Below are 15003 nucleotides of genomic sequence, written 5' to 3'. Positions count from 1 at the left end.
AGACTACATAATAAAGGGGTAGTAAAGAATGCCTAACAGTCAAAAGATTCGTCATTCGTTATCATCTGCGCAGTCTGGTATGTGGTTTGCGCAACAATTAGATCCGCTTAATCCAATTTATAATACTGGGGAATATGTAGAAATAAACGGAAATATTCATCAAGACATTTTTGAATTAGCTGTACGTAAAGTTGTAATGGAAACAGAAGCACTTCATGTTCACTTCGAAGAGGATGAAATTGGCCCATGGCAAGTTATTGAAGAATCACAGTTTCATATGCATTTTATTGACGTTCGTAAAGAAGAAAATCCTGAAGAAGCTGCTAAAGTATGGATGAAAAATGATTTATCTATGCCAGTCGATTTGAAAAAAGATACTTTATTTACTGAAGCACTTATTCAAGTTGAAAATAATCGTTTCTTTTGGTATCAGCGCATCCATCACATTGTGATGGATGGCTATGGATTTTCACTTCTTAGCCAAAAGGTAGCGAATGAGTATACATCACTTATAGAAGAAACAAAAACGAATGAAAAGCCATTTGGTTCTCTTGCAAAAGTCGTGCAAGAAGATATTGAGTATCGTGAGTCTAAACAATTTCAGGAAGATCGTACTTTTTGGTTAGAAAAATTTGCGGATGAACCAGAAGTTGTAAGTTTGGCAGAGCGAGCACCGAGAACATCAAATGGATTTTCACGAGAAACAGCTTATTTATCTAGTTCTAGCACGAAAACTTTATTAGAAGATATCAATATTTCGTTAACAAGTTGGCCGGAATTCATTTTCGCTGTAACAAGTATTTATATGCATAAGTTAACAGGTGCAAATGATATTGTTTTAGGTTTACCGATGATGGGACGTCTAGGTTCGGTATCTATTCATACACCAAGTATGGTAATGAATTTAGTTCCACTTCGTATTACAGTAACTCCAAATATAACTCTTGCGGAATTATTGCAGCAAGTTTCTAAAGAAATCCGAGATGTACGTCGCCATTATAAATACCGTCATGAGGAATTAAGAAGAGATTTAAAGTTACTAGGTGAAAATCAAAGGTTGTTTGGACCGTTAGTGAATGTTATGCCTTTTGATTACGGGCTTAATTTTGCTGGAAATCGTGGTATTATGCATAACTTATCAGCAGGACCTGTAGATGATTTATCGATAAATGTATATAAACGTTTTGATCAAAATGAGCTAATGATTCATTTTGATGCGAATCCCGAAGTATATAATGGCGCAGAGCTAGCATTGCATAAAGAAAGATTTATGAATCTATTTGAATTAGTAATAAATAATTATGAGAAAAACGAGTCGATTGGAAAAATAAACATTACTCTGGCTGAAGAAAATCATAAAGTTTTATTGGAATGGAATGAAACGAAGGAAGACGATGAGTTAATCAGTTTACCTATATCATTTGAAAAACAAGTGCAAAAAAATCCAAATAAACTAGCGATTACTTGTGACGGTGTAATCCTTACGTATAAAGAGCTAAATGAACGAGCGAATGAACTAGCACATTATTTAGTAGAAGAAGGAATACGACCAAATCAGTTTGTAGCTTTAGTATTCCCTAGATCAATAGAAATGGTAGTTAGTATGCTAGCAGTCTTAAAGGCTGGTGCAGCGTATTTACCAATAGATCCAGAATACCCAGCAGAAAGAGTTAATTATATAGTAAATGATGCAAAACCAGTTTGTATCATAACACATTCATCTGTTTCATCTAAGTTAGTTATAGAAAAGGATATGAAAAAAATTGTATTAGATGACGAAGAAACGAAACTAGCGTTACATACATATTCTCGTATGAATATAGCATGTAAGAATGATGTATCACTTTTAAACCCAGCCTATACAATATATACTTCAGGCTCAACAGGAAACCCAAAAGGTGTAATTGTTCCTATGAGAGGTTTAAGTAACTTTTTAATGGCTATGCAGCAAAAGTTTTCATTAAATGAAAATGATCATTTATTAGCAGTTACAACGTTTGCGTTTGATATTTCTGCTCTAGAAATTTATTTACCTCTTATTAGTGGTGCAAGTTTAACAATTGCGCAAAAAGAAGTCATACAAGAGCCATCAGCATTAACGACACTTTTACAAGAAGAAAGAGTGACAATTATGCAGGCTACACCGACGCTTTGGCAGGCGTTAGTAACTGATTATCCAGAGAAGCTACAAGGGCTAAATATACTTGTTGGTGGTGAAGCTCTCCCAGCGCATTTAGCAAATAAATTAAAAGAATTAGGTTGTTCAATAACTAATTTATATGGACCAACTGAAACGACGATTTGGTCTACTTTCATGAACATTGATGAAGGTGAAAAGGGTATACCACCTATTGGAAAGCCAATTTGCAATACAGAAGTGTATGTATTGGATGCAGGGCTACAACCAGTTCCACCTGGAATTATTGGTGAATTATATATTGCAGGGGAAGGACTTGCGCGCGGATATTTAGGAAAACCTGAGTTAACAGCTGAACGGTTTGTTGCAAATCCTTATGGAGAATCAGGGAAGCGCATGTACCGTACAGGAGATCTTGTGAAATGGCGTAGTGATGGTGCGTTAGAGTACATTAGTCGCGCAGATCATCAAATTAAAATTCGTGGATTCCGAATTGAATTAGCTGAAATTGAAACGGTATTACAACGACATGAAAATATTCAACAAGCGGTAGTAATGGTACGAGAAGATCGTGCAAATGATAAACGCATCATTGCGTATATCGTTGCAGAAGAAAAGGAACCGATTAATCTTTCAGAAATTCGTTCTTATGTTTCAGAAAGTTTAGCGAATTATATGATACCATCGGCATTTGTTGTGCTAGAAGAATTACCATTAACGCCAAATGGTAAGGTTGACAGAAAGAAATTACCTGCTCCTAATTTTAATGGAATGAACAACGAGAGAGTTGCTAGAAATCCGAAAGAAGAAATATTATGTGATTTATTTGCAGAAGTACTTGGTGTTTCTCGAATTAGCATTGATGATAATTTCTTTGAAATGGGTGGACATTCACTTCTCGCATCTCGTTTAATGGCAAGAATTCGTGAAACGTTAAGTGTGGAATTAGGAATTGGGAAACTATTTGAATCACCAACTGTTGCCGAACTGGCGAAACAATTAAACCATGCAAAAAGCGCAAGACCAGCTATTCAGAAAGCAAGTAGGCCAAATGAAGTTCCACTTTCATTTGCACAGCGCAGGTTATGGTTCTTAAATTGTTTAGAAGGTCCAAGTCCTACTTATAATATTCCGCTAGTCATTCGTATGAATGGAATATTGAATCGGGAAGCATTACAAGGTGCTTTTTATGATGTAGTTGAGAAACATGAAACACTTAGAACAATTTTCCCTAACGTATTAGGTAGTTCCTATCAGAAAATTTTAGATATGGAAAATTTAAATCTAGAAATGGTTATAACTAATACATGTAAAGATGAATTAGAAAGTGTACTTTCAGAGGCGGTAAGATATAGCTTTAACCTCGATATTGAGCCGGCAGTTCGTTTGCAACTTTTTACAGTGAGTGAAAACGAACATGTATTATTAATTTTATTACATCATATTGTAGGTGATGGCTGGTCATTACAGCCGTTAACGAGAGATTTTACAGCGGCGTATAAAGCACGATGTCAAGGTGACAGAGTTCAGCTGGAGACACTACCAGTTCAATACGCAGATTATGCACTTTGGCAACAGCAATTGCTAGGTGATGAAACGACACCAGAGAGTCTTATTTCAACACAATTAGATTTTTGGAAAGAAGAACTTAAAGGTTTACCAGACCAAATGGAGTTACCTACAGATTTCCAGCGTCCAATTGAGACGAGTTACCGCGGGGAAACAATTCATTTTCATATAGATGAAGGTATGCATAGTAGGTTAGTAGAGCTTGCACGTAAAAATGGAGTTAGTTTGTTTATGGTATTGCAAGCAGGGCTTAGTGCACTATTTACAAGATTAGGTGCAGGCACTGATATACCAATTGGAAGTCCGATTGCTGGAAGAAATGATGATGTACTTTCAGATATCGTTGGTTTATTTGTAAATACATTAGTGTTACGTACAAATACGTCAGGAGATCCAAGTTTTAAAGAATTATTAAATAGAGTGAAGCAGGTAAATCTTGCAGCTTATGAAAATCAAGATGTTCCATTTGAAAGGCTTGTTGAAGTGTTAAATCCAGTACGTACTCGAAACAGCCACCCGTTGTTTCAAGTTATGTTAGCTTTTCAAAATACACCAGAAGCAACGTTTAATGCACCAGATTTAGAAGCGAGCCTTGAAATTCAAAGCGTTGGTTCTGCAAAATTTGATTTAACATTTGAAATTAGTGAGAGTAACGAGGTTGATGGTACTCCGAACGGTTTATATGGATTACTAGAGTTTAGTACCGATTTATATAAACGTGAAACGGTTCAAAAACTAATAGAACGATTCATTTTGTTATTAGATGATGCAGCTACAAATCCAGATCAATCAATTGGCAGATTAGAAATATTAACTGTAGCAGAGAAAAATACAGTGTTAGAAAAGTGGAATGGTGGTTTTCAAATTGCACCAGAAATGACATTGCCACAATTGTTTGAAAAGCAGGCTCATATAAATCCAAATTCTATAGCTGTTGTCTTTGAAAATAAGAAATTAACTTATGAAGAGTTAAATAGAAAAGCAAATAAAATAGCTCGATTCCTAATAGCAAAAGGGATTGGTCCTGATCAACTCGTTGCTTTAGCGATGCCAAGATCATTAAACATGGTTGTAAGCTTATTAGCTGTTCTTAAAGCTGGTGCCGGATACCTTCCGTTAGATCCAGATTACCCAGCAGACCGCATTTCATTTATGCTACACGATGCGAAACCATCATGTGTTTTAACGAATTCAGAAGTGGAAATTGAATGTGATGAGGCACTAAAAGTTTTAGTTGATGATGTGAAAGTAATAGCAGAAGTTGAGAAATATAGTGATGACAATATTGATGAAGTGGAACGAATTAAGCCATTATCTCCATCACATATTGCTTACGTTATTTATACGTCAGGCTCAACGGGTAGACCGAAAGGCGTTATGATACCTCATCAAAATGTAGTAAGACTTTTAGGAGCAACTGATCATTGGTTCCAGTTTGACGGAAACGATGTTTGGACGATGTTCCATTCATACGCTTTTGATTTCTCGGTTTGGGAAATTTGGGGACCTTTATTATACGGAGGGCGTTTAGTTGTAGTGCCACATACTGTAAGTCGCTCACCGAAAGAATTTTTACAGCTTCTTGTTAAAGAAAAGGTTACGGTTTTAAACCAAACTCCATCAGCGTTCTATCAATTGATGCAAGCAGATCGTGAAAATAAAGAGATTGGCCAAAAATTATCTTTACGATATGTTGTTTTTGGAGGAGAAGCACTTGAGCTAAGTCGCTTAGAAGATTGGTATAGTCGACATCCTCATAACGCACCAAAGCTTATTAATATGTACGGTATTACGGAGACGACAGTACATGTTAGTTATATTGAATTAGATGAAACTATCGTCTCTTTACGAGCAAATAGTTTAATTGGGTGCAGTATACCTGACCTTAAAGTGTATGTGTTAGACAACTATTTACAACCAGTGCCACCTGGAGTAGTTGGAGAAATGTATGTTGCAGGTGCAGGGCTTGCGCGTGGATATTTAGGAAGAGCAGGATTAACGACTGAACGCTTTATCGCAGATCCATTTGGAAAGCCAGGTACAAGAATGTATCGTACAGGAGACTTAGCTCGCTGGCGTAAAGATGGGACGCTAGATTATATAGGACGTGCAGATCATCAAATAAAAATTCGTGGATTCCGAATTGAATTAGGAGAAATAGAAGCAGTCATAATGAAGCACCCTAAAGTTGAGCAAGTAGCCGTTATTGTACGGGAAGATCAACCAGGGGATAAACGGTTAGTTTCTTATATCGTTGCATCAAATAATGAAGCGATTGATACGAATGAAATGCGTCAGTTTGCTAGTGGTAGTTTACCAGATTATATGGTTCCATACACTTTTGTAGTAGTAAATGAGTTACCTTTAACTCCAAACGGTAAATTAGATAGAAAGGCATTGCCAGCTCCAGAATTTATCGCATCATCTTCTAGTCGTGGTCCAAGAACACCGCAAGAAGAAATGTTATGTGACTTGTTTACAGAAGTGCTAAGTGTACCTCAAATTGGAATTGATGACGGATTCTTTGATCTTGGTGGCCATTCACTCCTTGCAGTACAGCTTATGAGCCGCATTAAAGAGGCGCTTGGAGTGGAACTAAACATTGGTACTTTATTTGCAGCACCGACTGTTGCAGGGTTAGCTGAAAGACTTGAGATGGGGAATGGTCAAAGTGCACTTGATGTGTTGCTTCCATTACGAGCAAGTGGGGATCAATTACCACTATTTTGTGTACATCCAGCAGGTGGATTAAGTTGGTGCTATGCAGGACTTATGAAATCTTTAGGAACAGATTATCCAATCTATGGTGTACAAGCACGTGGTATCGCTAAAAATGAAGAACTTCCAAAAAGTTTAGAGGAGATGGCGGCGGATTACTTGAAACACGTTCGTGAAGTACAGCCTCATGGACCATATCGTTTATTAGGTTGGTCGCTTGGAGGAAATGTTGTGCATGCAATGGCGGCGCAATTACAAAATGAAGGGGAAGAAGTAGAATTACTCGTTATGCTTGATTCTTATCCTGGACACTTCTTACCGAATACGGAAGCGCCTACTGAAGAGGAAGCGTTAATCGCATTACTTGCTTTAGGCGGATATGACCCAGATAACATGGATGGTAAACCACTTACAATGGAAAGTGCAGTTGAAATCCTTCGTAAAGATGGAAGTGCATTAGCAAGTCTTGAAGAAGAGACTATATTGAACTTGAAAGAAACATATGTAAATTCAGTAGGGTTGTTAGGGAAATATGTACCGAAAGTTTATAACGGAGATATCTTATTCTTTAGATCTACTGTTATACCAGACTGGTTTGATCCTATTTCTCCAAATACGTGGCTAAATTATTTAGATGGGCAAATTGTGCAGCACGATATTGATTGTAGACATAAAGATCTATGTCAGCCAGGTCCACTTACGGAAATTGGACAAGTATTAGCGAAATATTTGCAGAATAAGAAAGGGGTAAGTAGAGTATGACGAATCCATTTGAAAATGATAATTACACATATAAAGTATTAATAAATGAGGAGGGCCAGTATTCTCTCTGGCCTGCTTTTCTCGATGTACCTATTGGCTGGAGTGTCGTATATGAAGAAGCTAGTAGGCAGAGCTGCTTAGAATATGTTGAATATAACTGGAAAGATTTGAATCCAAAAAGTAATCAAGTTCGTGAAAAAACATTAGCAGGAAAACGATAATGAAAGCAAAACTAAATCCAAAAGTAGTCGTAAGTATCATTTATATAACTGCGATGTTTATGGCTGCGATGGACGCAACGATTGTAAATGTAGCACTACAAACGATAAGTAAAGAACTACAAGTACCTCCATCTGCAATGGGGACGGTTAATGTTGGGTATTTAGTTAGTTTAGCTGTTTTCCTTCCGATTTCTGGTTGGTTAGGAGATCGATTTGGTACGAAAAGAGTATTTTTAATTGCTCTTTTCGTATTTACAATTGCCTCTGCTTTATGCGGAATGGCTAACGATATTACTTCATTGAATATTTTCCGTATCATTCAAGGTGCTGGTGGAGGGCTTTTAACACCGGTCGGAATGGCGATGTTATTTCGAACATTTTCACCAGAGGAAAGACCGAAGATTTCTCGGTTCATTGTACTTCCAATTGCTGTAGCACCAGCAATTGGTCCTATCATCGGTGGTTTCTTTGTAGATCAAATGTCTTGGCGTGGGGCATTTTATATTAATCTACCGTTTGGAATCGTTGCATTGCTCTTTGGACTTCTATTTTTAGCAGAGCATGTTGAAAAATCAGCTGGTCGCTTTGATTCTCTCGGCTTTATTTTATCAGCACCAGGATTTGCGATGCTCATATATGCGCTCAGCCAGGGGCCATCAAAAGGGTGGATTTCTCCAGAAATTATGAGTACTGGGATAGCTGGGGGTGTATTCATTACATTGTTTATAATCGTAGAACTGAAAGTAAAGCAACCGATGTTAGATTTACGCTTATTAAAAGAACCAGTCTTTAGAAAGATGAGCCTTATATCATTATTTTCATCAGCTGGTTTACTAGGAATGTTATTTGTTTTTCCACTTATGTATCAAAATGTGATAGGAGTTTCCGCGCTGGAATCAGGACTTACGACATTTCCAGAGGCGATTGGATTAATGATTTCTTCACAAATTGTGCCATGGTCATATAAAAAGTTAGGAGCGCGAAAGGTAATTTCTATTGGATTAATTTGTACGGCGATTATCTTTGTTTTATTAAGTTTTGTAAATCACGATACGAATCCGTGGCAAATCCGCGCATTATTGTTTGGTATCGGTATTTTCTTAGGTCAATCTGTCGGTGCGGTTCAATTTTCTGCCTTTAACAATATCACGCCGCCTTCTATGGGGAGAGCTACTACTATATTCAATGTGCAAAATCGACTAGGTTCAGCAATAGGAGTAGCTGTTTTAGCTAGTATACTAGCTGGTTTTGGAAGTAATAACGCTCAATCCGATTTTTTACCATATCAAGCAGCACTAATTGGATCAGCAATATTTTTGCTCATAGCACTACTATTTTCTTTACGTATTTCCGATAAAGAGGTAATGTCAAAGAAGAAAGAAAAAACATTATCTGTATCAGAAAAAGAGAAAGTACTTGTCAATGAATAACAATATACGTATGCTTTTTTATGAAAATTGATATTCGTTGAATAAAGGAGAGTTTACATGATAGAAAGTAAAGTTGTAGATTCTGTTCCAACTTTGAATGAGAATGATTGTCAAATATGGTGGGCAAGAATTTCGGATTTACAATCATGGCATTACAATTTACTAAATGATATAGAGCGAGAGAAAGCAAATTCGTATCATCATTCGGCAGATCGAGCTCGTTTTATAATAGGTTGCGTAATAAGTAGATTAGTTCTCGGTAAGATACTTTCTATGTCACCAGTCCAAGTACCAATTGATCGAATGTGCTCAGTATGTAAATTGCAGCATGGGAGACCACAATTACCAGAAGGTATGCCGCAATTATCCGTTTCACATTCAGGTGAGTGGGTTGTCGTTGCTTTTACAAAATCTGCACCTGTTGGCATAGATGTAGAACAAATGAATCCAAATGTAGATGTTATGAAAATGGCAGAAGGTGTATTAACAGACATTGAAATAGCGCAAGTTATGAAACTGCCAAATGAACAGAAAATAGAAGGATTTTTAACATATTGGACTCGAAAAGAAGCGGTGCTGAAAGCGACAGGTGAAGGACTAATGATTCCGCCAGTACATATTACAGTATCAGCTCCAAATGATCCTCCAAACTTGTTGGTTTTTAAGGATAGACAAGAGTTAGCAAGTAATACAATGATGGAAGATGTAAGGCCTAGTTTAGATTATAGGGCCTCTGTTGCAATATTCAGTAAGGAAGTGACTGAAATTACGCAATTAGACGCGGCAGCACTTTTAAATCTTAAATAAAAAAATTATAGAAGAGGTGTTCCTCATGTTAGTAGCGGAAAATAGAAAGAATGAATTCACTTATAACGTACAAGCAATTAAAAATATTTTATTTTCTGGAGATACATCATCCATTCATGCTTTAGAAAAGCTTTTAAATGATACAGTTCAGTTTGATGTTCTTGAACAAGAGGCACTTGGTAGACAGTACATTCCGAAAGAAGCAAAGAATTTCTTTGATAAAGATGGAACATTTCTTTACCGTGTATCTAATGTTAGTTATAAAGGAAAGGTGTTATCTGAAAATCTAATTTTTGCAGACACTTCGTTTTTACCGGACGCAATAAAGAGTGAATTAGAGAGTGGAAATATTCCTGTTGAAAAGCTTATAGAAAAGATGGAAGTAAGAAGAAACGTATTATATGAAGGATATCAGCCATCTGGAAATATTATTGAATTGTTTGATGGATGTTCTGTTACAGCGAATGTGTATCCAACTAGAAAGTATCAAATTGTAAGTAACTGCAAATGTGTATTTTATATTTGTGAAGTGTATCATGCAGAGAATATAAAGCAATTGCTTAAATAAAAACGAGAAACCAGCCTATAAAATGGCTGGTTTCTTGTTTATTTAACAGCTTCTTTTAATTCTTTACCTGCTTTAAATGCAGGAACTTTACCAGCTGCGATTTGAATTTCTTCGCCAGTTTGCGGATTACGTCCTGTACGAGCAGATCTTTCGCGCACTTCAAAAGTTCCAAATCCGATTAATTGAACTTTATCGCCAGATTGTAATGCATTAGCAATTGTGTCAAATACGGATTGTACAGCTGCAGAAGCGTCCTTTTGAGAAATATCAGCTGATTGTGCTACGTTTTTAATTAATTCTGTTTTGTTCATGTTTTCACCTCATAAAAAAATTTTTGGAATGAATGTTTTAGTATAATAGATAGTAAAGATAAAGCTATCACTATGATTAGAAAGAATACTATATAATTATGTTAATTTCGTTGCAAGAGACTGAATCCCTTCTATTATTTAGGGATTAATTAAGAATCGATGCATATAAAAAGCTTTAATATGAGGATGAGGGGGAGTATATGAATGATTTTTCGTGAAAAAAATGAGAAGGAAAGTATATTAATTCGTCAACATGATCATGGTTTTTTAGCTGGAGAGATTGCAAAACATATAAAAGAACACTTTTTTGAAAGTAAAACATATTTAAAAGAAACAGTTGATGCAATATATGAGCATGACAGAGGATGGATAGAGCTTGATAAAGTACCAATTTTGAATGATGCTAAAAATATTCCATATACATTTATGGATTGTCCAAGCCCATTACGTTTTGTTTTTTATACGATTGGTTTGAATGAAATTGAAAATTCTAATCCATACGGGGCATTGCTTTGTAGTAAACATTTTTTATCATTTCCACTAAACGAGGAAGATGAAGAGATGATGTCATTTTATAAACATGAATTAGAACGACAAAAAAGAATCTTGAAAACGTTAACAAAGGAACAGTTTGCGATGTTCGATAAACATTATAGATTATTAAAGTTTTGTGATGAACTTTCTTTATACGTATGTATGAATAAGCCTGGTGTCAAAAAGAAAGATGAAATTGATTTATTTAAAGATGGTTTTGAAGGAACAGAAATGTTTAATAGTAAAGAGGAGAAACTTATTCAAGCTGAATGGGTGGATGAGGAAACAATTCGGATTACACCATTTCCATTTCAAACGGAATTTTATACGTATGTAAAATATAAAACGATAAATAAGCATGAAATGAAAGAAAAAGGGATTGCAAAGGCTGATAGAGAATCAGAAATGAAGAAACAAACCATTCGTTTCATACAATAAGGAGGTAAAATAAATTGAAAGATTATATATTAAAACAGTGTGATTATCATGCTTGGGCTAATACAAGATTATTCAATCGATTAAAAGAGTTACCAAACTATGAGACAATTTTTAAGGAGCAGATACAGAGTGTATTTCCATCCATTAAGGATACTTTTGTGCATATTTATATTACAGATCAAGTGTGGTTACATATATTGCATGGTAAAAGTATGAATGAAGCAATACAAGACCGAGAAGATTTACGAAAACAAATTGAAACTAAATCGTTACATGAATTAGAAAAAATGTTTGAAAACATGGCAAATCAATATAAAGATTTTTTAATTACAATACAAGATGTGAATGCTGTATTTGTTATTGAGAATCCATATGTAGGGAAATTAGAAACTTCGATTTTAGAATTAGTGCAACATGTCGTAAATCATGGTACATATCATAGAGGAAATATAACAGCGATGATCCGTCAACTTGGTCATTCGTCGACAATGATGGATTTTGTACTGTATTTACATATGGTTAAAAAGCAGGGAGAGTAATATAGTTTGTAAGAAGGAGAGGCTTTAATTATAGAAGTCTCTCCTTCTATTTTATTCCGCATTCATGGTAGATCGACTGATTAAAGTTTTCTTAAGAAGCTTTATTTTCTTGTAATTGCTTAGCGTATTGTACAGCCTTATATGCATTGACTCTACCGTTTTTCCAGTACGTACCTGTACCACTAATTTTATCAGAAGTTGACTCAATAATTTGGCGAATTTGTGTATTACTATATCCTTGATTTGCTAAAAGAGCAGCGACTCCTGCAACATGAGGTGTTGCCATAGATGTACCACTTAATGATTGATACGTGCTTCCTTTATATGTTGAATATATATTTGAACCTGGTGCTGCAACATCTACCCAGCTACCATAAGTAGAAAATGAAGATTTTCTATCTGATTGATCTGTAGAACCAACTGCAATTACTTCGCTGTAATAAGCAGGGTAATTAGCTTTTGTATTTCCAGCATTTCCAGCAGCTGCAACTATAACAGAGCCTTTATTCCATGCATATTGAACGGCTTGTTGTAATGCAGTACCACCATTTGGAGCTCCTAAACTTAAACTAATTACTTTTGCACCCGAATCAGCAGCTTCTCGAATACCTTGTGCTACAGCATCAAGAGTACCACTTCCTTGATTATCTAATACGCGGACAGCATAAATTGAAGTTTGTGGGGCAACACCAGCAATTCCGACACTGTTATTCGTAAGTGCTCCAGTAATTCCAGCGCAATGTGTACCATGACCATTACCATCATCAGATGTATTGTCGTTATCAACATAATCATGCCCGTAAATTACTTTCGAAGCCAAATCAGGATGTGAACCTTGAACTCCTGTATCAATAATAGCTACTTTTACACCAGGATCACTTCGTTGGCTATCCCAAGCTTGTGGAGCTTGAATCTTTTGTAATCCATATTGATTTTTAAAATATGGGTCGTTTGGAGTCCAAAAGGCGTGAACGTAATAATTCGGTTCTGCATATTCTACATCTGGATTATTTTTATAACTCTTTATTTTTTCTTTTACAGTACCCTTTGAAAATTGTACGACTTCAAAACCTAACTTATCATCTTTAGATAAGACATTAGCTCCGACAGATTTATGAAAAGATTGCACATTACTTAAAGATGCATTTTGCTTGAACTTAACGATTAATTGGTTAGGAACGTAATCAGTAGATGATGTTTCAGCGCTTGAAGTATTTGTGTTAAAGAAGAAACCACCAATAATAAATGATAAAACAGATAGGAAAACAATGATTTTGTTTTTCAAAAGATTTTTCCTCCCTTTTCTTGGATGAGTTTTTCAGCGACACTTTAATGTCGCATTCCTTTTCAACTATATAGTTAGACCATACGATTTATGACATTTATGTGAAAAACTTTTGGAGGAATAAAAAGGAGTAAACATTGATATAAATATATTTTTAATGATAGTAATTAAGTAAAAGAGGGGATGAAAAAAGGAATGCTCATCATGTATGAGTCATTCCTTTTTTCATAGATTAACTTGCCTGTTTTTTATTATTTTCTTTCAATTTCTCTGCTTGTAAAAAGCGATTCGTTTCAGCAACAACAATACTACTTAATCCAATTAGACCAATTAAGTTTGGAATGGCCATAAGTCCATTTGCAATATCAGCAAATGTCCATACGATTCCTAGCTTTAAATTAGCACCAATTGCAATCATGACGATAAAGATTGCTTTATAATATTTAACAGCACTTTCTCCGAATAAATAAGCTACACATTTTTCTCCATAATACGACCAGCCTAAAATAGTAGAGTAGGCAAATAAAATAATTGCGATACCGAGAATCATACTACCAGCAGTACCAAATACAGATTGGAATGCAAGTGTTGTAGCTTCAACGCCAGTTTTACCAGATTTCCAAGCACCTGTAGTAATTAATACTAGTCCTGTAATTGTACATACAATAAACGTATCTAGAAAAGTACCAGTCATTGAAACTAAAGCTTGTTTTGCAGGTGAATCAGTTTTTGCAGCCGCAGCAGCAATTGGTGCACTCCCTAAACCAGCTTCGTTCGCAAATACACCACGCGCCATTCCAATTTGAATAGCTGATGCAACTGTTGCCCCAATAAAACCACCAGCAGCTGCTGTACCATTAAATGCACCAGAAAAAATAAGTGAAAATGCTTCAGGAATTTGGTCGTAGTGATAGAAAATAATTATAAGACCAGCAATTATATAAAAGAAAGCTTTAATAGGAACGACATATCCCGTCACTTTCCCGATTTTTTTTACACCGCCTAAAATAACAATTGCGATTAAAAATGCCATTAGTATACCAGTTAAAGCAGGAGGGAAAGAGAAATTAATTCGCATTGCCTCTGCAACTGAATTAGATTGCACCATATTACCAATACCGAAAGAAGCAGTTGTACCGAATATAGCGAATAATACTGCTAGCCATTTCTTACCCAAACCACGTTCTAAATAATACATTGGCCCACCTGAATATTCACCATTTTCATTACTAACACGGTATTTCACTGCAAGTATTGCTTCAGCATACTTTGTTGCCATACCGAACAATGCGGTAATCCACATCCAAAATATTGCACCAGGTCCACCTATAGTAACAGCTGTTGCAACACCGGCTATATTTCCCATACCAATCGTTGCGGCCATAGCTGTCATAAGTGCTTGGAAGTGACTAATATCTCCAGAAGAAGAAGTATCTTCTGATTTTTTAAACGCTAGTTTGTGAGCGTATAATAGTTTACTAAACTGTAAACCTTTCAAACGCACTGTGAGAATGACACCAGTTCCAACGAGTAGCAGCAAAGTTGGTAATCCCCACACGTATTGATTTAGTTGTTCTAATACTTTACTTACTGTCTCCATCTTTATTCTCCTTTTTTAGAAAAAATAAAAACCACTTCAAGTAAATGAAATGGTCTCTGGAGAAACAAGGGATAGAAAAATAAA

General features: G+C 35.7%; 10 protein-coding genes. 7 read left to right on the top strand and 3 right to left on the bottom strand.

Annotation, left to right across the window (positions count from 1 at the left end; genetic code table 11):
* Nucleotides 1-28: 28 nt before the first annotated feature.
* From ACS2FK_RS18775 to ACS2FK_RS18755, 5 genes are read left to right on the top strand one after another with little or no spacing between them, the layout of a single operon-like run.
* On the top strand, nucleotides 29-7186 hold the full coding sequence (locus ACS2FK_RS18775) for an amino acid adenylation domain-containing protein (RefSeq protein WP_063547183.1): 7158 nt from the start codon (nucleotides 29-31) through the stop codon (nucleotides 7184-7186).
* Nucleotides 7183-7407, top strand: a complete 225-nt coding sequence (locus ACS2FK_RS18770) for an MbtH family protein (protein WP_000184060.1) — start codon at nucleotides 7183-7185, stop codon at nucleotides 7405-7407. Before ACS2FK_RS18775 ends, ACS2FK_RS18770 begins: the two co-directional genes overlap by 4 nt.
* A complete protein-coding gene (locus ACS2FK_RS18765; RefSeq protein WP_063547184.1) occupies nucleotides 7407-8837 on the top strand; it encodes an MDR family MFS transporter in 1431 nt (476 codons plus the stop codon). The genes ACS2FK_RS18770 and ACS2FK_RS18765 overlap by 1 nt, the downstream gene beginning before the upstream one ends.
* 57 nt (nucleotides 8838-8894) lie before the next feature.
* Nucleotides 8895-9644 carry a 4'-phosphopantetheinyl transferase Sfp gene (gene sfp, locus ACS2FK_RS18760; RefSeq protein WP_063547185.1) on the top strand — a complete coding sequence of 250 codons (750 nt, stop codon included), beginning with the start codon at nucleotides 8895-8897 and terminating at the stop codon, nucleotides 9642-9644.
* A gap of 25 nt (nucleotides 9645-9669) precedes the next feature.
* A complete protein-coding gene (locus tag ACS2FK_RS18755) occupies nucleotides 9670-10212 on the top strand; it encodes a hypothetical protein (protein WP_000959126.1) in 543 nt (180 codons plus the stop codon).
* Nucleotides 10213-10250: 38 nt separating this feature from the next.
* On the opposite strand, the gene ACS2FK_RS18750 is transcribed toward ACS2FK_RS18755, so the two are convergent.
* Nucleotides 10251-10523, bottom strand: coding sequence for an HU family DNA-binding protein (locus ACS2FK_RS18750; protein WP_001043905.1), 273 nt, complete (start codon nucleotides 10521-10523; stop codon nucleotides 10251-10253).
* A gap of 204 nt (nucleotides 10524-10727) precedes the next feature.
* On the opposite strand from ACS2FK_RS18750, the gene ACS2FK_RS18745 reads away from it, so the two are divergent.
* Nucleotides 10728-11495 (top strand): DUF3891 family protein, encoded by a 768-nt coding sequence (locus tag ACS2FK_RS18745; protein WP_063547186.1) that lies wholly within the window; start codon nucleotides 10728-10730, stop codon nucleotides 11493-11495.
* A gap of 14 nt (nucleotides 11496-11509) precedes the next feature.
* Nucleotides 11510-12034: a DinB family protein gene (locus ACS2FK_RS18740; RefSeq protein WP_000656263.1), complete on the top strand. Its 525-nt coding sequence runs from the start codon at nucleotides 11510-11512 to the stop codon at nucleotides 12032-12034.
* Nucleotides 12035-12125: 91 nt separating this feature from the next.
* Here ACS2FK_RS18740 and ACS2FK_RS18735 read toward each other — a convergent pair whose 3' ends face one another.
* Together ACS2FK_RS18735 and ACS2FK_RS18730 are read right to left on the bottom strand one after the other, a co-directional pair.
* Nucleotides 12126-13319: a S8 family peptidase gene (locus ACS2FK_RS18735; RefSeq protein WP_000790932.1), complete on the bottom strand. Its 1194-nt coding sequence runs from the start codon at nucleotides 13317-13319 to the stop codon at nucleotides 12126-12128.
* A gap of 232 nt (nucleotides 13320-13551) precedes the next feature.
* The gene (locus ACS2FK_RS18730; RefSeq protein ID WP_043938682.1) at nucleotides 13552-14919 is read right to left on the bottom strand and encodes an alanine/glycine:cation symporter family protein; all 1368 of its coding nucleotides are present in this window, start codon (nucleotides 14917-14919) and stop codon (nucleotides 13552-13554) included.
* Nucleotides 14920-15003: the final 84 nt, after the last annotated feature.

This window comes from Bacillus cereus group sp. BceL220 (assembly GCF_051776965.1).
GTDB classification, from domain to species: Bacteria; Bacillota; Bacilli; order Bacillales; family Bacillaceae_G; genus Bacillus_A; species Bacillus_A cereus.
The sequence above is the reverse complement of the archived record's forward strand: the minus strand, read 5'-3'. Positions and strand labels throughout refer to the sequence as shown.